We start from the raw sequence: 21,895 nt of genomic DNA, 5'->3' as shown, positions 1-21,895 counted from the left end.
TCGGGGGCGGGCGAGCGGCCAGTACTGCGGACCACTGTGGCTACTCGGCTACGGTGAGGCGCGCCCGGAGACGGAGTGAGGGGAGCCCCATGGACGCCTGTTTCGCCGAACCTCGACTCGCCGCGATCTACGACGCCCTCGACCCCGACCGCACCGACCTCGACGCCTACCTCGGGATGGCGCGGGAGTTCGGGGCACGCCGGGTGCTGGACATCGGGTGCGGGACGGGCGTGTTCGCGCTGCTGCTGGCCGGGCGCGGGGTCGAGGTCGTCGGCGTCGATCCGGCGCGGGCGTCCGTCGACGTGGCGCGCGGCAAGCCGGGTGGCGAGCGGGTGCGCTGGTGCGACGGGGACGCGACGACGCTGCCGCCCCTGCGGGTCGACCTTGCGACCATGACGGCGAACGTCGCCCAGGGCATCGTCGATCCCGTTGCCTGGCACGGAACGTTGCGGGCCGCGCACGCGGCGCTCCGCCCCGGCGGACGCCTGGTCTTCGAGACCAGGGACCCGGCGGGACGCGCGTGGGAGCGGTGGAACCGGGCCGACTCCGAGACCGTGACCGAGGTGCCGGGCGTCGGCGCGGTCCGCAGTTGGGTCGAACTGACCGAGGTGCGGGGGCCGTTGGTGACGTTCCGCTGGACGTACGAGTTCGCCTCCGACGGCGCCGTCCTGACGTCGGACTCGACGCTGCGGTTCCGTGAACGCGACGAGGTGGAGGGGGAGTTGGCCGCGACGGGCTTCGTCCTCGACGAGGTGAGGGACGCGCCGGACCGGCCGGGCCGCGAGTTCGTGTTCGTGGCCCGGCGGCCGTGACGGCGAAGGGCGCCCCGGTCAGGACGTGCGTCACAGTGCCGTGCCGTGCCGTGCCGGGCCGTGCCGTGCCGGGCCGGGCCGCACCAGGCTGTGGACCTCGGCCTGGAGCGCGGTGCGGTGCGGGCCACGGCCCACCCCCGGTCATGAGGTGCGTCACAGTGCCGCGCCGAGGCTGTCGGCCCCGGCCGGGACCCGGTGCGGGCAACGGCCCACCCCTGGCCGCCGATCCGGAGACGGTCCCGCGGCCGGGCGCGCGGCGGCCCGCCCGGGGCGGTGCCGGGGCGACTCAGGTCACCCTTCCCCGCCGTCGCGGGCGCTGGTACAGATGGTGGTGTTCTGCCAGCACATCGGAAGTCTCGCCATGAACCAGGACAACGCCGACGCCCTCATACCCTTCACCCTCGACCTGACCTTCGACGAGGCCAGGCGGAGGACCGAGGTCATGGCCGCGCTCGGACCCGACTGGGACCCGGTGGCCGCGCTCCAGGGCGAGGACGAGGCGTACGCCCTCCTCTACTCCGGTCTCGACGCCGAGCAGCAGCGCACCTACGACATGCTCGTGGCCGCCGGTGTCCTGCCGGGGGAGGGGCCGGGCCGTGCGCCTTCCCACTGACCCGCAGGCCGACCCCTCCCGCCGCGCCTGGGTGGCGTGCCCCGTCTGCGACGACGCCCGGCACTGCGCGACCTGCGCCGACCGCCGCAACTGCGACGACCACTGGCGCTACCTGATCTCCAACGACGGACCGGTCGTCCACCTCCAGTGCCCCCGGTGCACGCACATGTGGTCCCTGAACACCCGCCCCGGCACGTCCCCCCGCCCCGGCGGCGGCTCCTGCCCCTGACGGGCGGGGGCGGGCCTCAGCCGGTGAAGTCGTACACGTCGAAGGTGGTGACCAGGCCGTACCCGAGGCGCTCGTAGAGGGCGTTGCTCGTGGGGTTGGCCGCGTTCGTGAACAGGACAAGCTCGGTGGCGCCCGCGGCCAGCGCGGCCCGGCTCACCGCCGCCGTGACGGCACCGGCGTAGCCGCGTCCGCGCAGCTGGGACGGGGTGTAGACGGGGTCGATCCGGACCTGCCCCGCGACCATCGGGTTGGCGCCCGCCATCGAGACGGGCGTGCCGTCCGGGCTCTGCCAGTAGGTGTAGCGCTTCTCGGCGAAGCGGGTGCCGGCCCAGGAGCCGGCGTCGATGGTGACCTCCTCCCCGACGTCCGCCGCGAACGCCCGGCACCAGCTCATCAGGTGCTCGTGGTCGTCCTCGCCCACGCTCCTGGCGCCGCCGTCAGGGAACGGGTCGGGCGGGGTGAGGGTGCCCAGGCGGCGCAGCCTGATCCGGACGCGGACCGTCGACGTCGCACCCGTGCGCCGCTGCCAGGCGTCCGCGAAGGCGGCGGCGGTGTCCTGCTCGCCGGTGACGCCGGTGAGGCGGTGGCCGCGGGAGATCAGCTGGGCTGCCAGCTCGTCGGCCTGCGCGGAGGTGAGCGCGGTGACGGTCAGCCGGCGGCTGCGCGGGAAGCTGAAGAAGGCGGCCTCGACCTCACCCCCTCGCTCCAGCCGCCCCAGTACGGGGACGCCGGCGCCGTGCGCGGCCACTCCGAGGGTGCGCAGCTTCTCGGTCAGGGTCAGCCAGGTGGTGTGCACGGTGCGGCGCGAGCGCAGGAAGTCCCCGGCTCGGGCGAGGAAGTCGTCGACGTCGTCGGTCAGATGCCAGTCAGCGGAGTGCATGCCGCATGATCGCCCCCGCGCCGGGCGCCCGGGGGCGGTGAGCCCGATTTCAGGACACGTCCGCCTGCCGGTCGCGGGCGAAGAAGTGGACGACGTCCGCGGCGGTCGGGTCGTCCAGGGCCCCTCCCTCGACGGCGGCCGCGGCGCTGCGCGGGAACATGGCCCGCTCGTACGCGGCGAGCGCCGCCTCGACGTCGTCGGGGTGGGCGGCGAGGGCTTCGCCGAGTTCGGCGCCGTCGAGCATGGCGAGATTGGCACCCTCGCCGTTCGGGGCGGTGAGGTGGGCGGCGTCGCCGACCAGGGTCACCCCGGGCACCCGGTCCCAGCGGTGCTCGTGCGGGAGCGTGAAGTGGGGGCGCAGGATGGGCGGGATGTCGCTCTCGGTGATCAGGCAGGTCAGCTCGGGAGCCCAGTTCTCGAACTCCTGTGCTATCCGTGCGACGGCCGCCTCCGCGTCGGCGAAATCGACGTCCGCGAACCACTCCTGGGACCTGATCAGCGTCACGTAGGCGTGCAGCGTCGAGCCGCTCTCCCGGTGCGCCCCGATCCACTGACCGCCCGAGCCGAACGCGAACATGTTGCCGCCGCCGACCGTCTTCGCGGCGACCGGATGCCGGGTGTCACCGTCGAAGAGATACGTCTCGACGAACGCCTGGCCGACGTACTCGGGGGTCGCCGCGGACAGCAGGGGCCGCACCCGCGACCAGGCGCCGTCCGCGCCGACCAGCAGCTCCGTGACGACGGCGGTGCCGTCCGCGAACGTCACCTCGTGCCGTCCGTCGCCGAGCGAACGGACGCCGCTGACCTTGTGGTCCCAGACGACGGTGCCGTCCGGGAGCGAGTCGAGCAGCATCCGCCGGAGGTCGCCGCGCTGCACCTCGGGCCGGCCGCCGGTGCCGTCGTCGGGCTGGTCGACCAGGACGGTGCCGTCCTTGTCGAGCACCCGCATCGCCTGCCGTCCCGGCAGCACGAGGGCGCGGAACTCGTCCATCAAGTCGGCCGCGCGCACCGCGAGTTGGCCGTTGTAGTCGTGGATGTCGAGCATCCCGCCCTGCGTCCGCGCCGTCGGCGAGGACTCCGCCTCGTGGACGGTGGCGGAGATGCCGTGCAGGTGCAGCACCCGGGCGAGGGTGAGGCCGCCGAGTCCGGCGCCGATGATCGTGACGTGAGGGGTCATGGTGTGCGTCGCGCTCCCTGGTACGTGGCATGCCCACCGGCCGAGTCGCCGGCGGGCCCACGGGAAAGCTCCCAGGCCCGGTCGACAGGCCCCCGACAGCTCCCCGACAGGGCCCGGCACCACCCGACAGGGCTCCGACAGCTGGCCGGCGGCGCGACGGCGCCGCTGGGACGGGCGCGGTCACCGTCGGGGCCGCCGTCCGGGGGGCGGCGACCGTCCCGCGTCAGAGGGCGGTGCCGAGGGCTCAGGCGGTGGTGATGTCCCGGCCGGGCATGGGTTCCGCGAGGGCCGCCCGCCACGCGGGGGCGGCGAAGGGAGCGGCGAAGTACTGCGTCTCGTGCACGACGTACCCGTCCGAGAACTCCATGACGCTCACGGTGTGGGTGGGTGCGCCGTCGTACGTGATCACGCACTCGCTCACCCACAGGTCCCCGCCGCCGGTGATCCGCCCGACGGCGAAGTGCCGGTCGGCGGGATGCCCGCCGCGTTGCGCGGAGATCGCCGCGCGCCCCCGGTACCGCTCGCCCGACTGGGGGTAGTCGAGGACCGCGTCGTCGGCGTAGAGGGCGTGCTCGGCGACGTCGTCCCCACGCTCCGACGCCCGCCAGTGCTCCTCGATCGCGGCACGGGTTCGGGTATCCGCATCCATGGCAACGACCTCCCAGGACCACCGACCGCCCGGCGCGACGGGCCACAGTCCCAGCGTAGACGGGGATGCCGGGTGCCGGGTGCCGGGTGCCGGGCGGCTGGTGGCGCGCGCCGGCGATCGCGTCCGAGCCGACCGGCAGCGCGTCCGGCCGGTCGTCGGCCGCCGGTCGTCGGCCGCCGAGTCGCCTCGCCGTTTGGACCGGCCGTCGGCCTGGTCCCGTCGTCGGTCAGTCGGACGCCGTGGGGATGGCGTTGTCGATGAGGACGGCGGCGATGGCGGCGGCGGTGGGGAAAGCGTCGGCGTCGAGGACCCGGGTTCTGGCCGCGGCGCCGTCGATGAGCAGTGCGAGCTGCTCGCCGAGCTGCTCGGGGTCGGTGGCGCCGGCTTCGCGGGCGGTGTCGGCGAGCCGCGCGGCGACGGCCTTCTTGTAGTCGCGCGCGGTCCGGGACGCGGGGTGCTCGGGGTCGTGGAGTTCGACGGCGGCGGCGATGTACGGGCACAGGGGCGTGGTGGGGGGAACGTCGAAGGCGGCGAGGAGCCGTTCGCGGGGTGTGAGGTCGGTGCGGTCGAACACGCCGGACAGCACGGCGGGGTCGAACCGGCGCAGATACTCCGCGACGAGTTCGTCCTTGCCGTTGAAGTGCTGGTAGGCCGTGCGCTTGGACACCTCGGCCGCCGCGCAGAGCTGGTCCATGCCGGTGCGGTTGATGCCCTGCTCGCGGAAGAGCCGCTGGGACGCGCTGAGGATGCGCTCGCGTGCGCCCCGCCCGCGTCGGCGGCCCGTGGGGCCCTTCTCCAACTCCGTCATGGCGCCATGGTACCCCGGCTGGGTAACGAGCGGTGTACATAGTTTGCGCCCCGGCCGCCCGCCCCGTACCGTAAGCACACAGGGCGGTGTACATAACATTGTCGTCTCAGGTGCGCACGGCACCGACGATCCAAGGGAGCGGTCATGGGAAAGCTCGACGGCAAGGTGGCGGTCATCACCGGCGGCACCACCGGCATGGCGCTGGCCGGCGCGAAACTGTTCGTCGACGAGGGAGCGCACGTCTTCATCACAGGACGCCGCCAGGACGCCCTGGACGAGGCGGTGCGGCAGATCGGCCGCAACGTCACCGGCGTCCAGGGCGACGCCGCCGACCTGGACGACCTCGACCGCCTGTACGACACCGTCAGGCGGGAGAAGGGAAGCCTCGACGTGCTGTGGGCCAGCGCCGGCAGGGGCGAGCCCGCCCTGCTCGGCGAGATCACCGAGGACCAGTTCCACGACGCGTTCTGGCTCAACGCGCGCGGCACCCTGTTCACCGTCCAGAAGGCGCTTCCCCTCCTCAACGACGGCGGCTCCATCGTCATGACCGGCTCGAACGCCTCCCTCGGCGCCTTCCCCGGCTGGAGCGTCTACGCCGGCAGCAAGGCCGTCCAGCAGGCGTGGGCGCGCGTCTGGCTCAACGAACTCAAGGACCGCCGCATCCGCGTCAACGTCCTGACCCCGGGCCAGGTCGCCACCGCCAAGCAGGAAGAACTCTTCGACGAGGCCACCAAGCGCCAGTTCGAGTCCCTCATCCCCCGGGGACAGATGGGCCGCCCCGACGAGATCGCCGCCGCCGCCCTCTTCCTCGCCTCCGACGACTCCAGCTACGTCAACGGCACGGAACTGGTCGCCGACGGCGGCACCACCGCCATCTGAACCCGCCGACACCCACCCAGGGCAGGACATCTCATGAGCCACATCAGCATCATCGGCACCGGGAACATGGCCCGCACCATCGGCACGCGCGCGGTGGCGGGCGGCAACACCGTCGAGATCATGGGCCGCGACCGGGCCAAGGCCGCCGACCTGGCCGAGGCGCTCGGCGGCGGCACCACGACCGGAGACTGGGGCACCGCCCCGGCCGGGGACATCGTCGTCGTGGCCCTGTTGTACGACGGTGTCGTCCCGGCCGTCACCCAGTACGGAGACGCCCTCGCGGGCAAGGTCGTCGTCGACATCAGCAACCCCTTCAACGCCACCTTCGACGGCCTGGCCCACCGCGAGGAGACCTCGATCGCACAGGAGATCGCCAAGGCGGCACCGGCCGACGCCCAGGTGGTGAAGGCGTTCAACACCGTCTTCCGCCATGTCCTGGAGAAGGGCAGGCCCGACATCTTCCTCGCCGGTGACGACCCGCGGGCCAAGGCGAGCGTGGGAGCGTTCGTCGAAAGCCTCGGGCTGCGCCCGCTGGACGTCGGCGGCCTGAAAATGGCCCACTGGCTGGAGGGAGCGGGCGTGATCACGGTGGGCCTCGCCAACCACGGCGTGGGAAACCTGGACTTCGCCCTGAGCGTCAGGGAACTCCCGTTCTGAGGGGGACGGTTGACGGATCGACGATGCGGGCGCGGGCGCGGGCGCGGGCGCGATCCCGATCCCGATCCCGATCCCGATCTCGGCCTCGTGCCCGACCCCGACCCCGACCTGCCTCTGATCCGGTGTCCGCGCCTTCGCGGTAGGAGATCCACCGACAGGCGGTCGGCTCCGCTCGGAACTGGGCACGGAACTCCGCCCCGCCCCGCCCACGACGAGCCGGGCCACCGCGGGCAGGAGCTTCTTCCAGCGCCCTGGTGCTGTGCTGCGCAGCGCTGTGCTGTGCTGTGCGAAGGCGAGGCAGCGCGCGCGGTATGCGTCCGCCTCACGGGTGGGTTCATGAGAGCGGAGCTGGTGCGGCTAGTGCTCTGACCGGGATGGTTCGCCGGGTTGGTGGTCGTGGCGGTTGGATGTGCGGTGACGTCCGCTCCGACTGCTGGGGGTTTGGTGGCTGAGCCCGTCCGTGTGCGCAGGTTGGCCGAACATGAAGGGCAGAAGCTGCAGCAGATCGTGCGGCGGGGCAGCGCCAGTTCGGTGCGGTTCCGGCGCGCGATGATGCTGCTGGCTTCGGTGGGCGGGAACCGGGTGCCGGTGATCGCTCAGCTGGTGCAGGCCGATGAGGACACTGTCCCGGACGTGATCCACCGGCTCAACGAGATCGGCCTGACCTGTCTGGACCCTCGGTGGGCGGGAGGCAGCCCCCGCCTGCTCAGTCCTGACGACGAGGACTTCGTCGCCCAGACCGCCACCGCCCGCCCCACCAAACTCGGCCAGCCCTTCACCCGTTGGTCACTGCGCAAACTCATTACCTACCTGCGGAAAGTCCACGGCCGAGTGATCCGGATTGGCCGCGAAGCGTTACGCGGCCTGCTCGCCCGTCGCGGCGTCACCTTCCAGCGCACCAAGTCATGGAAGGAATCCCCCGACCCCGACCGCGATACGAAGCTGGACCGGATCGAGGAGGTCATGGACCGCTTCCCCGACCGGGTCTTCGCGTTCGACGAGTTCGGCCCGCTCGGGATCCGGCCCACCGCAGGCTTGGGCTGGGCCGAACGGAAACATCCCGACCGCGTGCCGGCCACCACCGCACCCACGGGGTGCGCTACTTCCACGGCTGCTACTCGGTCGGTGACGACCGCCTATGGGGCGTCAATCACCGCGAGAAAGGTGCCGCGAACGCGCTGGCCGCACTCAAGTCGATCCGCGCCGCCCGGCCCGACGGTGCACCGATCTACGTGATCATGGACAACCTCTCCGCCCACAAAGGCGTCGACATCCGCCGTTGGGCGAAGAAGAACAAGGTTGAGCTGTGTTTCACCCCGACCTACGCCTCGTGGCCGAACCCGATCGAGGCGCACTTCGGACCGCTGAGGCAGTTCACCTCGCCAACTCGAACCATCCCAACCACACGGTGCAGACCCGGGCCCTGCACGCCTACCTGCGCTGGCGCAACGCCAACGCCCGCCACCGCGACGTCCTGGCCTCCGAACGCAAGGAACGCGCCCGCATCCGCAGCGAGAAGGGCATCCGCTGGGGCGGATGCCTCCTCGCACCAGCAGCCTGACCAAAACCGTGACGCGGCAGGCTGTCTCTCAGCCTTCCCGAGGCTCGACCGGGCCAGCTGCACGGGCGCCTGAATCCTTGCGTGCCGAGAGCAGGAACAGGACCGCAGCGGCGGCGGCGAACCCGAGACCGACGTTCATGCAGACCACGACCGTCTCGAATGAGGCGTCGGCGATCCGAGGAATGCCGTTGGCGAGCAGAAGGGCGTAGACGCACAGAACGCCGTAGGCACGAAGCCGCATCCCGGCCTGTCGCTTGCGCATCCACGGCGGCGTCCACCCCGCCAGTATCGCCACCGGCACCGGCAGCATGAGCGCCGTGGACACTGCCAGCGCTATCCAGTGGTACAGCGGATTACCGTTCACTCCGCCCCCTTCGTATGCGATCACCAGCCTACGGAGGGTTGGCGAGGCCCGTCCATGCCGGACACCGAGACCGTCCGGCGAACCTATCCGGTCAGAGCACCAGAAGTGCATGCCGCTCGCTCCTACCGCTGGAGCTCCATGACGTCGGCGATCACGCAACTGACGTTGTCGGGGCCGCCGGAGCCGTTGGCGAGTGCGATGAATTCGCGGACCGCTCGCTCGGGCTCACTGATCTCGGAGAGCACCTGGTGGATCTCTTCGATCGGCACGACGGTGGAGAGGCCGTCGGAACAGAGCAGGTAGCGGTCTCCCTGCTGGGCGTCGTGCAGGCGCATGTCAGGAGTGCCATCGGCTCCTTGGCCCAGAGCGCGTATCAGCAGGGACCGCTGGGGGTGGGAGGCGGCTTCCTCCGGGCTGAGGCGTCCTTCGTCGACCATCGACTGCACCATGGTGTGGTCGTGGGTGATCTGGAACAGCTCTCCGTCGCGCAGGAGGTAGACGCGAGAGTCGCCGATGTGGACGAGGGCCAGCTGTGAGCCGGTCCAGAGCATCGCGGTGAGCGTGGTGCCGGCCACTTCGGGCGATGAGACGGGTCCGGCGACGCCGTTGACGGCCTGCTTGGCCTGCTCGATGACGTCCTCAAGGAGGTTGAGGAGATCGCCTGCCGGGATGCTGTCGGTTTCGAGGCGCTTGAGGGCGGCGACGGCGGCGGCGCTCGCGGGGGCTCCTCCGCTGCCGAAGCCGTCGGCGACCGCGAGCAGGCGGGACCCCGCGTAGGCGGTGTCCTGGTTGCTCTCACGGACAAGGCCCGTGTCGGAAAGAGCGGCGTAACGGATTCCCAGGGGCTTGGCGGTCGGAGACATGGCGGGGTCCTTCCAGGACAGATGGCCGATGAGGAAGGAAGCGAGGTCTCGCCGCGCGGCGGTGTCGGCCTCGACTTCGGCCCAGAACGCGCGGACCTCCAGGGCTGCCGGGCCCGCATCCAGCGTGCAGACGTGCTGGATGCGGGCCAGGGGCATCCCCAGGCGCCGGAGCCAGGCGACCAGCCGGGCCTGCTCCAGTTGTTCCGGGGCGTAGAGACGGTAGCCGGTCACCGGGTCGACGCGAGCGGGAGTCAGCAGACCCAGCTCGTCGTAGAGACGCAGCGCCTTCGGTGACAGCCGGGATGCCTTCGCGAACGTCCCGATGGTCAGCAACCCCATGCCCGCCCTCCTCCTCATGCCGAGCACGTCGCCCGGCCTCACCGATGCTGTGGCCTCCCCCAAGGTGAAGGTCAACCAGCGTCCTGCTCCGGCTCGGTCAGACGGTCTCCCACTGGCTCGGCGGCTGAGTGAGCCAAGGACGCCGATCAGTCGGCGGGCATCGATGCGTCACCGGGCTGTGGCCTCGACGGTGGTGCTGAGCCACGGGCGGCTGGTGCCCCCAGGGGCGTCTGCGACGGTCGGGACATCCAAGCTGCGATTCGCCAGAGGACGTGGTCGTGAAGGGACGCTGTCCCGTCTCAGCTGAGGTGAACCATGACGAGGCGTTGATCGGCAGTGGTTCATCTTGAGTGAGACGCTGTTCGGCGCGGCGTCCCACTCAACCTGAGGTCTGTGAGTCCTGCGCTGCTTCGCGCTCGGCAGCGAACTCGTCGAGGAGCTCGAACAGGACCTTGATCGCCTGCTGTTCGTCCTCAGGCGGAAGATTCCACAAGTCGTCCCAGCCGTTCGGGAGGGCGATGCGGAGGATTTGGCCCGGCCAGGCGTGGTTGCAGTCGCGTCCCCGACGGGCGACGAGCCAGTCGTGCCAGCCGATGAGCTCTGGCCCACCGTGCAGGAGAGCATGCTGGTCATAACCGGTCAGGAACGCGGTCAGCCTGTGGAAGGAGGGCTTGCCGACGAGCATGCCGGGACGTGGGCCGACCCTGACGAAGTACTCGCGTTCAGTCATCTCCGAGAGAGGCTTCATGTGTCCGTACCCTCCTCGTCAATGGCGCTGTCGCCCAGGTCTGAACGAAGCCTGCTGCGGGCCGCCTCCAGACGTTCGGCGTAGTCCGCCGCAAAGATCCCCGATAGCGACTTGTCGAGCGTTCCGGCAATGCGGTGAAGGGGTGCCCAGACCGCCGCATCGCCGACGAGACGACTGAGGTCCGTCATCTGCACCTGCTCCAGCCAGTCCGACAGGACCAGCGCCTCATCTGAGGTGAGCTTGATGATGATCTCCGGATTCTCCACTCCTCGAACATAGTTCGTCGACCCTGCGCTGTCAGAGGTGCCTGGCACAGTGCCGCTGTGGACACTGATTCCTTCTGGAGGCTCATCGAGGAGTGCCGGCGTCAGGCGCAGGGCCCGGACGAGCGGCTCGCGTGGCTGCGTGGCGCATTGGCGCGAAGGTCGCTGGCTGAGGTTGTGCGGTTCCAGGTGCGCTTGGACGAGGTGGCGCACGAGGCGTTCACGTGGGATCTGTGGGCGGCAGCGGACCGGATCTTCGGTGGCTGGTGTTCGGATGACGGATTCCGCTACTTCGGCCTGTGGACGGCGGGGCTCGGCCGTGATGCCTTCTCCAGGGCATTGGCTGATCCGGACTCTCTGGCCGACGTTCCGGAGGTCCAGCGCCTGGTGGGACGCCCGCGGGAGATGTGGAACGACGACTGGCCCGAGTGGGAGTCTCTCGACTATGTCGCGCTGGAGGCGTACGGGAGCCTGACCGGTGTCGATGACGACTGCAGCGAGGCGTTCTACGAGGATGTCGAGGCCGAACAGGGCGATGGAGAGAGCAGCTTGGAGCCGCTCGGTCAGCGGTGGGACGTGCGACGCGAGGACGAGGCAGCACGCAAGCTGCCGAGACTGAGCGTGATGTTTCCTCTGTGATCGTCCGCCTGACGAGCCGGACGGCGTGGCAGGTGCGTCAACGGGAAGCGCTCGGCCCGTGGGCGTCGCCGAACGCGCCTTCTCCTCACCGAGAGATCATGTGAGCGTGATGCTGTGGATCCGTGCTTACGACGGCGAGAGCGATGTCCGGTCGTACTTCGAGCTCGACGGCGAGGAATGGGCCCTGCGCCAGGTCGACCTGCAAGGACCTCAGCGCCAGCCCGTGACCGCGGCTTCGCTGGCGGAGGTCATCGAGATCCGTGACTGTGGCGACCTCGCGGTCATGGCCGCCTACGAGCGGCAGTACGGCGTCCTCGCGGAAGGTGCCCTGCGCGGGTGGCAAGAATCGGACGGCGCTGCCGAGATGACCCGCCAGGAATTCGAGTCGACGTGGGCCGCTGCGCGAGAGACCCTCGACGCGGATCGCATCGAGGAGACGAGTTGATCACGGAGTACCAGCAGAAGTTGCGCGAGCGCTATCTCGCCGCCACCGTCATGCCGGCTCCCGAGCCGTGGCAGCCGGTGCTGGACCGCAGGATTCCCATCGGGGGCCTTCTCGGTGTTGGATTCGCCGTTCATCCCGACAGCGGCCACGACCTCGTCATGGTCGTGTCCAGCGACGGCCACGGACTCTTCGACGCGATCACCGGCGAGAAGATCGCCCGCGACCGGGACCCCGCCCCGCAAACGAGCACCCCCGACGCTCACCCGGACCTCACCTGCCCCGGGCTCGGCCCGATCGCAGGCGTCCCGGTGCGCATAGCCGGACTCTTCGGCGGGGGCCTGCACAGCACCACGCCGGACGGCTGGACCCTGGACGTCGTCAGCCCCGAGTGGCCCCACGACCGCGTCATCCTCTCCGCCGACGGCGGGTCCCACAAAGGCCCGGCGGAAGGGACGTGGTGGCACGTCTTCCACTCCGAGTACTCAGAACTCCGGGCAGCCGGATTCTCTCCCTCCGGTCTGACCCTCGCGGTCGCTACCAGCAGCGACGTCACCCTCTGGACCCGGCCTGAGCTCCACTTCGCCGACTGAACGGACAGCGGGACAGCAGGCGGGAGGAGGACAGATGGACCGGGCGGAACTCGCCGGGATGCTGGGCGACCAGACCACGGCCTGCGAAGCCGCCAGGGAGGCGCTTCTTGCTGGAGGCGACTCCGTCGTATGGGACGGCCGCGTTCCCAGTCAGCAGCTCGCCGGCATCTACGCGGCTCGCCTCCGGCGGGCGAGGAAGCGAGGTACCGAGACGCTCGCCCTGCCTTTCCAACGTCGATATCCTCACCCGGCTAGAAGCCGCTCAGGTCAGGATCGGCTGCATCTTCTCACCGGACCGAACATGGGCCTTCATGCTCTTCCTCGCCGACGACGCCAGCGCTGTCGTTGCCTGCACGGGAGTCCGCCAAGTTGACGGTGACAGTTGACCTGCTGACTTGTCTAACTCAACCTCAGTGGTCTGTTGTCCCGGCTACGTCGTTTGGGGGTGCTGGTGAGTGCCCCAGAGGCGCCTGAGGGCTTCGAGTTCGGTTCGGGGGAAGTGCTCGCCCCACTTGCCTCGATAGCCGCTCTCGCCATAGGTCTGCGCGACCTCGTCGAAGCAGCGGATCATGGTGCGGGCGAGCTGGTCGATGCCGAGTTGGCTGGACCAGATCTCGGTTCCCCTGTTGTCGTGATCGCTGCCGTGACGCAGTTGAAGCACGCGGATCCAGGCGTCCACGCCTTCGCGGTAGAAGATCCACCGGTAGGCGGTCGGCTCGGCCTCGAACTGGGCACGGCTCTCCGTCTCGCCCGCGACGAGGCGGGTCACCGCGGTCAGGAGTTCCTCGGGTGCACTGGTGATATAGGACGCGGTGAGCTCGACTTTCGCCCGGTGATCTTCAAGGGTGCAGTCGACCCACCCAGATCCCGCCAGGGTCCAGGTGATGCGCATGCCGGATGTCACTGATACTCCTTGGCGAGGAAAGCCCGGACATCGGCCGCCAGGGAAGTCATCTGCTCGCCGGCCTCCAGCCAGGTGGTCACCGAGGCGCCCAAGCCGCCTGCGGCCCCAGGCCATGGCCGCACAGCCCACATCAGCCCGACGTGGCCGCCGGACCGGAAGACCGCCGACACCAGCAGGTCGCGGTCGTGAGTATGCCAGCTCCGTTCGCCAGCCCATCCGCAGTAGTCGGTAGCGAGCTCCTCCAAGAAAATGGGGAGATCGCTGTGACGCGTGAAGCCTTCACCTGGGATCTATGGGCTGCGGCGGAGCGGATCTTCGGCGGCTGGGTTTCGGGCGACGGATTCTGCGGCTTCGGCCTGTGCATGGTGGGGATCGGTCGGGAAGCCTTCGCGCGGGCAGTGATCGATCCCGTCGCTCTGGCCGACACCCCAGAGGTTCAGTGCCTGGTGGGTCGCCCTCGGGAGCTCTGGAACGACGACTGGCCCGAGTGGGAGTCTCTCGACTACGTCGCCATGGAGGCGTATGGACTACTCACCCGCGCGGATGACGACTGCGGCGACGCATTCCATGAAGCCGTCGAAGCCGAGCAGGGCGCTTTACACCGTGTCCTACGTGGTGAGGCGAACGTTGGTCCGTTCATGGGGCGGGGTACATGGAGTTGAATTGTTCCGGACCGGCTGTGGGAGATCGCGAAGCCACTGATCCCGCCGTCGAAGGTACGCCCACAAGGCGGCGGGACGCCGGACACACCTGATGAGACGCTGTTCGCCGCGATCGTCTACGTGCTGGTCGGCGGCTGCGCCTGGCGCGCTCTGCCGCCCTGCTTCGGGAAGGTCGCGGAGTACGTGCAGTCCCTCGAGGAGGCCCGTGGGCGTGGACCAGTTGGCCGCCGAGGACAGCGAGTGTTGGCACAGGTATGTGCCGCAAGACTCGCAAGAGAACTCCGAATCCGACCACAACTCATCGTGAAGGATGAACTGGTTCACCTGCCGCACCGCCATGCTGCCGCACTCGCAAGGCGATGCGATCCTCGCGGTCTGACCAGTCACCCGGGCTGCCCAACGTTCCACTCCCGCGGCAGATCCTCGCCGCAGAAGACGCACACGAAGTCCTCCTCCCGCACGATGTTGAGCTCTCGGCAGGAGTGGCATCGGCGAAATGTCACCGGGTGCGTGAACCCGGGCGGTCGATGGATCCCGATCCGATCCAGAGCCTTGGCCACGGCGCGCCATGAGTTGATGTCCGGGCAGTAGCCGGTCGACTGGTTGCTGACCTCCTCGACCACCCACCGCCCGGACTCCTCGCGGAAGCTCATCTCCCCGGCGCTCAGCACCTCTCTGCCGCCGGCGCACACCACGTGCTCACTGCGACGCGGGGCCAGTCGCAGCACCCCGCCGCCATCGACGACGAACGTGAACGGCTCGGCCAACTCGTCCCGGGTCAACGCCGAGACCCACTCGCCGAAGTCCGCCGCCGAGCGGATGCTCCGCCCCACACCACCCGCCCGGACGAACTCCTTCAGCTCAGCCGGACCCACATACCGATACCTCTGCCCCCGTGTCCCCACACACCCCAACCTAGTGGCCCACACAGGCAGGGCCTGGGGGATTACCGTTCGGCGACTACGAGCGACTGGTGACAGAAATCCCTGCGAAGTGACAGTTGTCGCTGCGAGTCGCACGGCGGCCCCCACCCGGCTGGAGTACTTTTGCAAGCAGCCGCTTGCAAAAGTTAGCGAGGGTGGGGCAAGGTGGGGGCATGGCATCGCTCAACGTCGGCAATCTCGGCGAGTACCTCCGTGAGCAGCGGCGCACCGCGCAGCTGTCGTTGCGGCAGCTCGCCGATGCCGCCGGGGTGTCGAATCCCTACCTGAGCCAGATCGAGCGCGGGCTGCGCAAGCCGAGCGCGGAGGTGTTGCAGCAGGTCGCCAAGGCGCTGCGGATCTCCGCGGAGACCCTGTACGTGCACGCCGGCATCCTCGACGCGGAGCGGGACCGGGACGAGGTGGAGACCCGTGCGGTGGTCCTCGCCGATCCCACGCTCACCGAACAGCAGAAGCAGGTCCTGCTCCAGATCTACGAGTCCTTCCGCAAGGAGAACGGGTTCGGGACCGACGCCGACCGCGAACCGCAGCGACCTGCGGACGCGGCGAGACCAGCGGCGGACGGTGCCGTGGCCGGCCCAGGGGTCGACGTCGACGTCGACACCCATGCCGACCCCGCTCCGCGTCCGGGCCGCAAGGCCCGCCCCGCCAAGAGCACCCGCACGACCCCGAACACCCCTCAGCCCACGAGCAGCCCCAAGACCCCGAGCACCCGCATGACCAATAACACCCGCATGACCAAGAACACCCGCGGTACCGGCAACGCCCGTCCCGCCGACGGTGGCGACGACGCCGGCCCGCAGCAGCCCACCGGCTGAGCGCGCCCGTCGCACGTCGCGTCGGGCGGTCATCCGGCCGCGGGACACCCAAACCCTCAGCTGTAAGCGACCCGGGAGGACCATCACCATGGCCATCACCGACGACCTCCGCAAGACCCTCAGCGACCCGACGCCGCTCTACTTCGCCGCCGGTACCGCCGATCTGGCCTTCCAGCAGGCCAAGAAGGTGCCGGTCCTGGTGGAGCAGCTGCGCGCCGAGGCGCCGGCCCGTATCGAGGCCGTCCGCGGCACCGACCCCAAGGCGGTCCAGGAGAAGGCCCAGGCCCGTGCCAAGGACGCCGGCGCCAAGGTCAAGGAGACGCAGGAGTCCTTCCAGGCGAGGGTCTCCGAGTTCATCAACTCCCTCGACGGCGACATCAAGAAGCTCGGCAGCACGATCGACGCCGACCTGAAGAAGCTCGGCGAGTCCGCCCAGGATCTCGCGCTGCGCGGTGTCGGCGTCGCCGCCGAGTACGCCGTCAAGGCCCGTGAGACCTACGAGAAGGTCGCCGAGCACGGCGAGCAGACTGTGCGGACGTGGCGTGGTGAGGCCGCCGAGGGGATCGAGGACTTCGCCGTGGCCGTCGAGCCCAAGGCCGAGCCGGTCGAGGTCGAGGAGGAGAAGCCGCGCGAGGTGCGCAGCGTCGCCCCGGCCGCTCCCGCCCCAGCCGCCGCCGCTCCCGACGTCCCCAAGAAGCCCGCCGCCAAGAAGGCGCCCGTTCGCAAGCCGGCCGCCAAGAAGACGACCCCGCCCGCCAAGTAGGGCGCGGAGCAGCCCGCCGAGCGAGGCGTGCGGAAGTGGGGCGGGCCGGGCACTCCTGGAGTGCCCGGCCCGTTCTTCGGGTAACGGGTCACCGGGAGCGGGTACGGTGACCGCGTACGGACGAGCCGAGTCGGGTGGTGGACAGAGTGCTGATGCAGGGGTTCGCGGGCTTCATGTGGCTGTTGAGCATGGCCTTGATCGTGTTTAGCGGCTTCGCGTTGTTCGACGCCGCCACGCGCCGCGAGGACGCCTATCGGGCGGTCGACAAGCAGAGCAAGATGTTCTGGCTGATCATCCTCGGGGTCGCCTTCGTGGTGAACCTGATCTTCAACGTCCTGTCGTTCCTGCCGATCATCGGGCTCATCGCGACGATCGTGTACATGGTCGACGTACGCCCCGCCCTGCGCGGCCTCTCCGGAGGCGGACGCAGCCGCCGCGGCTCCAGCAGCGACGGCCCCTACGGGCCCTACAACGGCGGTCGGTAGGGACGGCAGGGACAGTAGGGGACGGGGCGGGGCGGAGACTGGTCTCCGCCGGGGCTTCCTCTCCGCGGACCTCCTCTCCGCGGACCTCTTCTCCCTAGACCCCTCTCCTCCGTAGCCGCCCGGCTTCACGTCCCGTCACGTCCGGCGCGTCCATCACGTCCGGCGCGTCCGGCACAGCCGTCGCTTCCAAGCCGTCTTCGCCCCGCCCCTTCCCCTCGCCCCGAGCCTCCGCCCCGAACGGGACGGAGGCTCATCGCGTCACGGCGTCCGGTCGAGCAGCAGGACCGCCACGTCGTCCGTCAGTTCGCCGCCGTTCAGGTCCCGCACCTCGTTGACCGCGGCCCGCAGCAGCGCCTCGCCGCTCAGGCCCTCGGCGAGCTGGCGGCGGACCATCTCCACCATGCCGTCCTGGCCGAGCCGTTCGAGGCCGGCGCCGATGCGGCCCTCGATCAGGCCGTCGGTGTAGAGCATCAGGCTCCACTCGGCGCCCAGTTCCACCTGCGTCCGCGGCCAGCGGGCGCCCGGCAGCAGGCCGAGGGCCGGGCCGTTGTTGTCGTAGGGGAGCAGCCGCGCGGGCCGGCCGGGGCGGGCTACCAGCGGTGACGGGTGACCGGCCAGGCACAGGCCGGCCCGGCGGCCGTCGGGCGCGATGTCGACCGCGCACAGGGTCGCGAAGATCTCGTCGTCGGAGCGTTCGTGCTCCAGGACCTGCTGGAGCGTGCCCAGCAGTTCGTCGCCGCACAGGCCCGCCAGGGTCAGCGCCCGCCACGCGATCCGCAGCTCCACGCCGAGCGCGGCCTCGTCGGGGCCGTGCCCGCAGACGTCGCCGATCATGGCGTGCACCGTGCCGTCCGGGGTGCGTACGACGTCGTAGAAGTCGCCGCCGAGCAGCGCGCGCGAGCGGCCGGGGCGGTAGCGGGCCGCGAAGCGCAGCGGGGAGCCGTCGAGCAGCGGGGTCGGCAGCAGGCCGCGTTCCAGGCGCCGGTTCTCCTGCGCCCTGACCCGGCCCTCGGCGAGCCGTCGCTCGGCCGTGTCGGAGCGTTTGCGTTCGACCGCGTACCGGATCGCGCGGCTCAGCAGCCGGGCGTCCAGTTCGTCGCGGAAGAGGTAGTCCTGGGCGCCGACCCGGACCGCCTCGGCGCCGCGCTCGGCGTCGCCTGACGCGGTGAGCGCCAGCACGGCCTGCCGTGGCGCCAGTTCGAGGACCTCCCGCAGCACACCGAGTTCATCGGGTTTGCGAGGATTGTCGGCGTCGTCCGGTGTGCCGGGTTCGCCGGAGGTGTTGTCGGCACTGTCGGCGTCCGCCCCTGACCGGCCCCGGGCGGGCAGCGCGAGGTCCAGCAGGATGCAGTGGACGTCGTCGGTGAGCAGCCGTGCGGCCTCGGTGAGGTTGCGGGCGTTGCGGACCCTGATGGGTCGGTCGGCCGCGTCCCGCAGTTCGGGTACGACGGTGGCGCCGCCGGGATCGTCCTCGATGAGCAGCAGCGTGAGGTGCGGGGTGTTCGGCGCAGGGGTCTTGGACGCCGGGGTGTCCGGCGTCAGGGCCTGCGGGCGCGCGGCCGTCGTGGTGTCCGGCGTGCGCGGACCCTCTTCCATGGAGGGGCCGCTACCGGAGGGCGCGGCCGGCGCCTGACCACTCTCCACGGCCGGGATCGCTCTCTGCCGCGGTACGGGTACGGGCATCTTCCTGGGTTCCTTCCCTCCCCCCGAGGGCATGGCGGAGCGAGGGACCTCGACCCACCGACGGGGACCATAGCGGGTGTCGGCGCCGCAGCGGAATGGTGCGGGCCACGCCCTCCGGCACGGAGCCGCCGTCATATGCCGCGATCCCTACCGCAGTTGGACAGGGTGGTGAGCTGCGGGAATGACGAACGTCACGTCGGCGCGGGGTTTGGGATCAAGGCGGGGTGGGGTGGGTCACGTGACCACTGTCTCGTGGTCCTCACCTCGTGGTCGCCATCTCGTGGTCGTCACCTCGTGGTCGCCGTCTCGTGACCGCTGTCCTGTGATCGCCGTCTTGTGATCGCCGTCTTGTGATCGCCGGCTCGTGACCACCGTCTGTTGGTCGCCGTCTCGCGGGCAGGGTCACGCGGCGGTCCCGCTCCCGCCGCACGGCGGCCGTCGACCCCGCGCCCCATGGCGGTCCCGCCCCCCCCCGCGACCCCGACCCGCCTCACGCGTCCGGTCTGACCACCCCGAGGATCGGCATCGAACCCGCCCCCGCGATCGTCACCGACCGCCCAGGCCGAGGCGCGTGCACGATCGCGCCGTCGCCGATGTACATCCCGACATGAGTGGCGTCGCCGAAGTAGATGACCAGGTCGCCGGGGCGCATGTCCTTCACGTCGACGTGCGGCAACTGCTTCCACTGCTCCTGCGAGGTCCGCGGTATCGGGTCGCCGGCGCTCGCCCACGCCTGGGACGTCAGCCCCGAGCAGTCGTAGCTGTCCGGGCCCTCGGCGCCCCACACGTACGGCTTGCCGATCTGAGCGGTGGCGTACGCGACCGCCTTCTTCCCGGCCGACGACGCCTTGCCGCCGGTCTCGTCCAGCGCCCCGGAGTCCAGCCACGCCGTCTGCGCCCGGTGGGCGGCCTCCGCCTCCAGCTCGGCGAGGCGGGCCTTCTCCGCCTTCTCCAGGCGGGACTCCAGCTTCTCGGCCTCCGCGATCCGCTTCTTGATCTTCTTGCGGGCCGCGTCCTTCGCCTTGCGGTTGGCCTCCAGGTTCTTCCACTGGGCGGAGGCGTCCGCCGCGTACTGCTCCAAGTCCTCCTGGGTCTTGGCCAGTTCCGCTATGAGCCCCTTGGTGGCGCGCTGCCCCTGGATCACCCGCCCCGCGCCGTCGAGGAAGTCGTGCGGGTCGTCGCTGAGGAGCAGCTGGGCCTCGTCGGGCAGGCCGCCGGTGCGGTACTGGGCGGCGGCCGCCGCGCCCGCGCGCTCCTTCAGGTCCGCGAGCCTCTCCTGCCCCGCGACGATCTTCTTCGCCAGCTCGACGATGGCCGCGGACTGCCGTTCGGCCTTCTCCTCGGCCGCGTTGTACGAGTCGGTGGCGACGGAGGCCTCGCGGTACAGCGCGTCGAGCTTCTCGCGGACGGCCTCGAGGTCCTTGTTGGGCGCGGGGGTCGACGCACCCGACGCCGAAGCTGCCGCCGAGGCCGCCGCAGCCGCCGCAGCCGCCGAGGTCGCGGCGGAGGCCGGGGACGACGTCGAGGGCGTCGACCGCGCAGCCGATCGGGGTGACTGGCGTGACTGAGGCGTCTCGGCTGATTGGGGTGATTTCGACGACGATGACGGCGACGACGTCGATGCCGATGACGGCGATGACGGCGATGACGTCGACGATGGTGACGGCGGCGACGTCGACGGGACGGGAGCCGGGGCCGCGAACGCTGTGGCCGGCGCCCCCAGCACGGTGACCCCGCACACGACGGTCACGGCGAGGGCGATCAGCCCGTGTCTGCCCGTACCCATACGTATCCCCCTACCTGATTTACCGTCAGTAACTTACGGCGTCTGGGGGATCGTGCCACGGTCGAGCCCAAAACGACAGAGGTAGCCGGAAGTCGGACTTCCCCCCTTCCCGTCCCCTTGCCGCCCTTTCCCGCTCCCCCTTACGTCCCCCTCCCCCTCCCGATCCCGGTCCGCTCGCCCCGCTTCCGTCCCGCCTGCGCGCAGGCCGTGACGATCTCCCCGTCTCTGTGACGAACGACTCATGGAGATCGTTCCCGGCGCACCGGGCGAGGTCGGGGCGTTCTCTACCCGCCCCGACGACCGTTCATCCGCGCGGCGCCAACGCCCCCCACGCCACCGTCACTTCGCCCTGCCGCCAGCGGCCGGGACCGTCCGTCACCGGCCACTCCGCGGTGAGCGACCGCACCGCGCGCATCCAGCGCTGCCGGGCGCCGTACGACGCGTAGGGCGCGGCGGCGGCCCAGGCGCGGTCGAAGTCGCGCAGGAAGGCGTGCACCGGTTCGCCGGGGACGTTGCGGTGGATCAGCGCCTTCGGGAGCCGTTCGGAGAGGTCGGACGGGCGGTCGAGCGAGCCGAGCCGGGTCGCGAAGGTGACCGTCCGCGGCCCCTCGGGACCGAGCGCCACCCACACGTGCCTGCGCCCGATCTCGTCGCAGGTCCCCTCGACCAGCAGCCCGCCCCGGGAGCCGGTCGCGGGGTCGGCCGGCGCCAGCCGCGCGCACAGCCGCTGCCAGACGGCGGCGACCTGGTCCTCGTCGTACTGGCGCAGCACGTTCGCCGCGCGCACCAGCGACGGCCGCCTGGGTACCGGCAGCTCGAACCCGCCGTGCCGGAAGACGAGGCCGTCGCGCTCGTAAGGGCGCGCCGCCGCGACCCGCGCCGGTTCGATCTCGACGCCCACCACGCGCGCGTGCGGGGCGACCGCGCGCAGCCTGCCGAGCAGTTCGACGGCGGTCCAGGGGGCGGCGCCGTAGCCGAGGTCGACGGCCAGCGGGGCGTCGGCGCGGCGCAGTTCGGCGCCGTGCGTGACGGCGATCCAGCGGTCCATGCGGCGCAGCCGGTTGGGGTTGGTGGTGCCGCGGGTCACCGTTCCCACGGGGCGGGCGGCTGCGCGGGCTGTCATGGGTACGAGGGTAAGCCGGGGCGCACCGTCGACCGTCAATCGAACGGACTGTCGAAATCGCCTCCTGCTCTCCGCAGGTCTCGCCGCAGCTCTCTCCCGGGGTGCGCGACATCGCTCTCCCGGGGGTGCGCGACAGCTCTCTCCCGAGGTGTGCGACACACTGCCCGGTTCACAGAACAAAGGTAATGATTCGATAAAACGCCCTACGCGGGAA

26 protein-coding genes and 2 pseudogenes are annotated in these 21,895 nt (G+C 70.7%); 14 read left to right on the top strand and 14 right to left on the bottom strand.

Annotation, left to right across the window (positions count from 1 at the left end; all coding sequences use genetic code 11):
• Nucleotides 1-89: 89 nt before the first annotated feature.
• From DDJ31_RS18180 to DDJ31_RS18170, 3 genes are all read left to right on the top strand, one after another.
• Nucleotides 90-812, top strand: coding sequence for a class I SAM-dependent methyltransferase (locus DDJ31_RS18180; protein ID WP_127179233.1), 723 nt, complete (start codon nt 90-92; stop codon nt 810-812).
• Nucleotides 813-1,173: 361 nt separating this feature from the next.
• A complete protein-coding gene (locus tag DDJ31_RS18175) occupies nt 1,174-1,425 on the top strand; it encodes a DUF6400 family protein (RefSeq protein WP_127179234.1) in 252 nt (83 codons plus the stop codon).
• Complete coding sequence (locus DDJ31_RS18170) at nt 1,409-1,654, top strand: hypothetical protein (RefSeq protein WP_127179235.1); 246 nt, start codon at nt 1,409-1,411, stop codon at nt 1,652-1,654. The genes DDJ31_RS18175 and DDJ31_RS18170 overlap by 17 nt, the downstream gene beginning before the upstream one ends.
• Nucleotides 1,655-1,670: 16 nt before the next feature.
• On the opposite strand, the gene DDJ31_RS18165 is transcribed toward DDJ31_RS18170, so the two are convergent.
• The 4 genes from DDJ31_RS18165 to DDJ31_RS18150 form a co-directional block, all read right to left on the bottom strand.
• Nucleotides 1,671-2,534, bottom strand: a complete 864-nt coding sequence (locus tag DDJ31_RS18165; protein ID WP_127179236.1) for a GNAT family N-acetyltransferase — start codon at nt 2,532-2,534, stop codon at nt 1,671-1,673.
• 49 nt (nt 2,535-2,583) lie between these two features.
• Nucleotides 2,584-3,711: an FAD-dependent oxidoreductase gene (locus tag DDJ31_RS18160; RefSeq protein WP_127179237.1), complete on the bottom strand. Its 1,128-nt coding sequence runs from the start codon at nt 3,709-3,711 to the stop codon at nt 2,584-2,586.
• A gap of 244 nt (nt 3,712-3,955) precedes the next feature.
• Complete coding sequence (locus DDJ31_RS18155; RefSeq protein ID WP_127179238.1) at nt 3,956-4,360, bottom strand: nuclear transport factor 2 family protein; 405 nt, start codon at nt 4,358-4,360, stop codon at nt 3,956-3,958.
• Nucleotides 4,361-4,586: 226 nt separating this feature from the next.
• Entirely contained in the window at nt 4,587-5,168 is a 582-nt protein-coding gene (locus DDJ31_RS18150) for a TetR/AcrR family transcriptional regulator (RefSeq protein ID WP_127179239.1), read from the bottom strand.
• A 144-nt stretch (nt 5,169-5,312) separates the two neighbouring features.
• Between DDJ31_RS18150 and DDJ31_RS18145 the strand changes: the two genes are divergently transcribed.
• From DDJ31_RS18145 to DDJ31_RS18135, 3 genes and pseudogenes are all read left to right on the top strand, one after another.
• Nucleotides 5,313-6,047: an SDR family NAD(P)-dependent oxidoreductase gene (locus tag DDJ31_RS18145; protein ID WP_127179240.1), complete on the top strand. Its 735-nt coding sequence runs from the start codon at nt 5,313-5,315 to the stop codon at nt 6,045-6,047.
• 33 nt (nt 6,048-6,080) lie between these two features.
• Complete coding sequence (locus DDJ31_RS18140; protein WP_127179241.1) at nt 6,081-6,704, top strand: NADPH-dependent F420 reductase; 624 nt, start codon at nt 6,081-6,083, stop codon at nt 6,702-6,704.
• Between the two features lie 444 nt (nt 6,705-7,148).
• A pseudogene (locus DDJ31_RS18135) lies at nt 7,149-8,265 on the top strand (IS630 family transposase).
• A gap of 28 nt (nt 8,266-8,293) precedes the next feature.
• Here DDJ31_RS18135 and DDJ31_RS18130 read toward each other — a convergent pair.
• From DDJ31_RS18130 to DDJ31_RS18115, 4 genes are all read right to left on the bottom strand, one after another.
• A complete protein-coding gene (locus tag DDJ31_RS18130) occupies nt 8,294-8,653 on the bottom strand; it encodes a hypothetical protein (protein ID WP_127179242.1) in 360 nt (119 codons plus the stop codon).
• Between the two features lie 98 nt (nt 8,654-8,751).
• Nucleotides 8,752-9,831, bottom strand: a complete 1,080-nt coding sequence (locus DDJ31_RS18125; protein ID WP_127179243.1) for a MerR family transcriptional regulator — start codon at nt 9,829-9,831, stop codon at nt 8,752-8,754.
• A gap of 379 nt (nt 9,832-10,210) precedes the next feature.
• On the bottom strand, nt 10,211-10,579 hold the full coding sequence (locus DDJ31_RS18120) for a hypothetical protein (RefSeq protein WP_127179244.1): 369 nt from the start codon (nt 10,577-10,579) through the stop codon (nt 10,211-10,213).
• Entirely contained in the window at nt 10,576-10,845 is a 270-nt protein-coding gene (locus DDJ31_RS18115; RefSeq protein WP_127179245.1) for a hypothetical protein, read from the bottom strand. Before DDJ31_RS18115 ends, DDJ31_RS18120 begins: the two co-directional genes overlap by 4 nt.
• Before the next feature lie 57 nt (nt 10,846-10,902).
• On the opposite strand from DDJ31_RS18115, the gene DDJ31_RS18110 reads away from it, so the two are divergent.
• The 3 genes from DDJ31_RS18110 to DDJ31_RS18100 all read left to right on the top strand — a co-directional run bounded on the left by DDJ31_RS18110 (nt 10,903) and on the right by DDJ31_RS18100 (nt 12,516).
• On the top strand, nt 10,903-11,481 hold the full coding sequence (locus DDJ31_RS18110) for a DUF4240 domain-containing protein (RefSeq protein WP_127179246.1): 579 nt from the start codon (nt 10,903-10,905) through the stop codon (nt 11,479-11,481).
• 109 nt (nt 11,482-11,590) lie between these two features.
• Nucleotides 11,591-11,926 (top strand): hypothetical protein, encoded by a 336-nt coding sequence (locus tag DDJ31_RS18105; protein WP_240678417.1) that lies wholly within the window; start codon nt 11,591-11,593, stop codon nt 11,924-11,926.
• Nucleotides 11,923-12,516 carry a hypothetical protein gene (locus DDJ31_RS18100; protein ID WP_127179248.1) on the top strand — a complete coding sequence of 198 codons (594 nt, stop codon included), beginning with the start codon at nt 11,923-11,925 and terminating at the stop codon, nt 12,514-12,516. The genes DDJ31_RS18105 and DDJ31_RS18100 overlap by 4 nt, the downstream gene beginning before the upstream one ends.
• 430 nt (nt 12,517-12,946) lie before the next feature.
• Here DDJ31_RS18100 and DDJ31_RS18095 read toward each other — a convergent pair whose 3' ends face one another.
• Complete coding sequence (locus DDJ31_RS18095; RefSeq protein ID WP_171480842.1) at nt 12,947-13,420, bottom strand: hypothetical protein; 474 nt, start codon at nt 13,418-13,420, stop codon at nt 12,947-12,949.
• Nucleotides 13,417-13,665, bottom strand: a complete 249-nt coding sequence (locus DDJ31_RS39220) for a DUF6228 family protein (RefSeq protein WP_240678163.1) — start codon at nt 13,663-13,665, stop codon at nt 13,417-13,419. The genes DDJ31_RS18095 and DDJ31_RS39220 overlap by 4 nt, the downstream gene beginning before the upstream one ends.
• A gap of 18 nt (nt 13,666-13,683) precedes the next feature.
• Here DDJ31_RS39220 and DDJ31_RS18090 point away from each other — a divergent pair, with 18 nt between their 5' ends.
• Nucleotides 13,684-14,082: a DUF4240 domain-containing protein gene (locus tag DDJ31_RS18090; protein ID WP_240678164.1), complete on the top strand. Its 399-nt coding sequence runs from the start codon at nt 13,684-13,686 to the stop codon at nt 14,080-14,082.
• A pseudogene (locus DDJ31_RS40040) lies at nt 14,083-14,254 on the top strand (transposase); the annotation flags it as partial.
• A gap of 211 nt (nt 14,255-14,465) precedes the next feature.
• On the opposite strand, the gene DDJ31_RS40035 reads toward DDJ31_RS40040, so the two are convergent.
• On the bottom strand, nt 14,466-14,957 hold the full coding sequence (locus DDJ31_RS40035; protein ID WP_240678165.1) for a hypothetical protein: 492 nt from the start codon (nt 14,955-14,957) through the stop codon (nt 14,466-14,468).
• A 221-nt stretch (nt 14,958-15,178) separates the two neighbouring features.
• Here DDJ31_RS40035 and DDJ31_RS18075 point away from each other — a divergent pair, with 221 nt between their 5' ends.
• The 3 genes from DDJ31_RS18075 (at nt 15,179) to DDJ31_RS18065 (ending at nt 17,089) form a co-directional block, all read left to right on the top strand.
• Entirely contained in the window at nt 15,179-15,841 is a 663-nt protein-coding gene (locus tag DDJ31_RS18075) for a helix-turn-helix domain-containing protein (RefSeq protein WP_127179250.1), read from the top strand.
• An 88-nt stretch (nt 15,842-15,929) separates the two neighbouring features.
• On the top strand, nt 15,930-16,604 hold the full coding sequence (locus DDJ31_RS18070) for a hypothetical protein (RefSeq protein WP_127179251.1): 675 nt from the start codon (nt 15,930-15,932) through the stop codon (nt 16,602-16,604).
• 152 nt (nt 16,605-16,756) lie between these two features.
• The gene (locus DDJ31_RS18065; RefSeq protein WP_171480995.1) at nt 16,757-17,089 is read left to right on the top strand and encodes a DUF2516 family protein; all 333 of its coding nucleotides are present in this window, start codon (nt 16,757-16,759) and stop codon (nt 17,087-17,089) included.
• A gap of 258 nt (nt 17,090-17,347) precedes the next feature.
• Here DDJ31_RS18065 and DDJ31_RS18060 read toward each other — a convergent pair whose 3' ends face one another.
• The 3 genes from DDJ31_RS18060 to DDJ31_RS18050 form a co-directional block, all read right to left on the bottom strand.
• Nucleotides 17,348-18,772, bottom strand: a complete 1,425-nt coding sequence (locus DDJ31_RS18060) for a PP2C family protein-serine/threonine phosphatase (RefSeq protein ID WP_164784938.1) — start codon at nt 18,770-18,772, stop codon at nt 17,348-17,350.
• A gap of 490 nt (nt 18,773-19,262) precedes the next feature.
• Nucleotides 19,263-20,558 carry a C40 family peptidase gene (locus tag DDJ31_RS18055; RefSeq protein WP_164784939.1) on the bottom strand — a complete coding sequence of 432 codons (1,296 nt, stop codon included), beginning with the start codon at nt 20,556-20,558 and terminating at the stop codon, nt 19,263-19,265.
• Nucleotides 20,559-20,862: 304 nt separating this feature from the next.
• Nucleotides 20,863-21,681: a class I SAM-dependent methyltransferase gene (locus tag DDJ31_RS18050; RefSeq protein ID WP_171480841.1), complete on the bottom strand. Its 819-nt coding sequence runs from the start codon at nt 21,679-21,681 to the stop codon at nt 20,863-20,865.
• Nucleotides 21,682-21,895: the final 214 nt, after the last annotated feature.

Origin of the sequence: Streptomyces griseoviridis (assembly GCF_005222485.1) — a bacterium.
In the GTDB taxonomy this organism is placed as follows: Bacteria; Actinomycetota; Actinomycetes; order Streptomycetales; family Streptomycetaceae; genus Streptomyces; species Streptomyces hintoniae.
The sequence above is the reverse complement of the archived record's forward strand: the minus strand, read 5'-3'. Positions and strand labels throughout refer to the sequence as shown.

What these genes read in the sequence shown, in the direction of transcription:
- DDJ31_RS18180 (WP_127179233.1), top strand. Translation starts at nt 90, where the DNA reads ATGGACGCCTGTTTCGCCGAACCTCGACTCGCCGCGATCTACGACGCC.
- DDJ31_RS18175 (WP_127179234.1), top strand. Translation starts at nt 1,174, where the DNA reads ATGAACCAGGACAACGCCGACGCCCTCATACCCTTCACCCTCGACCTG.
- DDJ31_RS18165 (WP_127179236.1), bottom strand. Translation starts at nt 2,534, where the DNA reads ATGCACTCCGCTGACTGGCATCTGACCGACGACGTCGACGACTTCCTC.
- DDJ31_RS18160 (WP_127179237.1), bottom strand. Translation starts at nt 3,711, where the DNA reads ATGACCCCTCACGTCACGATCATCGGCGCCGGACTCGGCGGCCTCACC.
- DDJ31_RS18155 (WP_127179238.1), bottom strand. Translation starts at nt 4,360, where the DNA reads ATGGATGCGGATACCCGAACCCGTGCCGCGATCGAGGAGCACTGGCGG.
- DDJ31_RS18150 (WP_127179239.1), bottom strand. Translation starts at nt 5,168, where the DNA reads ATGACGGAGTTGGAGAAGGGCCCCACGGGCCGCCGACGCGGGCGGGGC.
- DDJ31_RS18145 (WP_127179240.1), top strand. Translation starts at nt 5,313, where the DNA reads ATGGGAAAGCTCGACGGCAAGGTGGCGGTCATCACCGGCGGCACCACC.
- DDJ31_RS18140 (WP_127179241.1), top strand. Translation starts at nt 6,081, where the DNA reads ATGAGCCACATCAGCATCATCGGCACCGGGAACATGGCCCGCACCATC.
- DDJ31_RS18125 (WP_127179243.1), bottom strand. Translation starts at nt 9,831, where the DNA reads ATGGGGTTGCTGACCATCGGGACGTTCGCGAAGGCATCCCGGCTGTCA.
- DDJ31_RS18120 (WP_127179244.1), bottom strand. Translation starts at nt 10,579, where the DNA reads ATGAAGCCTCTCTCGGAGATGACTGAACGCGAGTACTTCGTCAGGGTC.
- DDJ31_RS18105 (WP_240678417.1), top strand. Translation starts at nt 11,591, where the DNA reads ATGCTGTGGATCCGTGCTTACGACGGCGAGAGCGATGTCCGGTCGTAC.
- DDJ31_RS18075 (WP_127179250.1), top strand. Translation starts at nt 15,179, where the DNA reads ATGGCATCGCTCAACGTCGGCAATCTCGGCGAGTACCTCCGTGAGCAG.
- DDJ31_RS18070 (WP_127179251.1), top strand. Translation starts at nt 15,930, where the DNA reads ATGGCCATCACCGACGACCTCCGCAAGACCCTCAGCGACCCGACGCCG.
- DDJ31_RS18065 (WP_171480995.1), top strand. Translation starts at nt 16,757, where the DNA reads ATGCAGGGGTTCGCGGGCTTCATGTGGCTGTTGAGCATGGCCTTGATC.
- DDJ31_RS18060 (WP_164784938.1), bottom strand. Translation starts at nt 18,772, where the DNA reads ATGCCCGTACCCGTACCGCGGCAGAGAGCGATCCCGGCCGTGGAGAGT.
- DDJ31_RS18055 (WP_164784939.1), bottom strand. Translation starts at nt 20,558, where the DNA reads ATGGGTACGGGCAGACACGGGCTGATCGCCCTCGCCGTGACCGTCGTG.
- DDJ31_RS18050 (WP_171480841.1), bottom strand. Translation starts at nt 21,681, where the DNA reads ATGACAGCCCGCGCAGCCGCCCGCCCCGTGGGAACGGTGACCCGCGGC.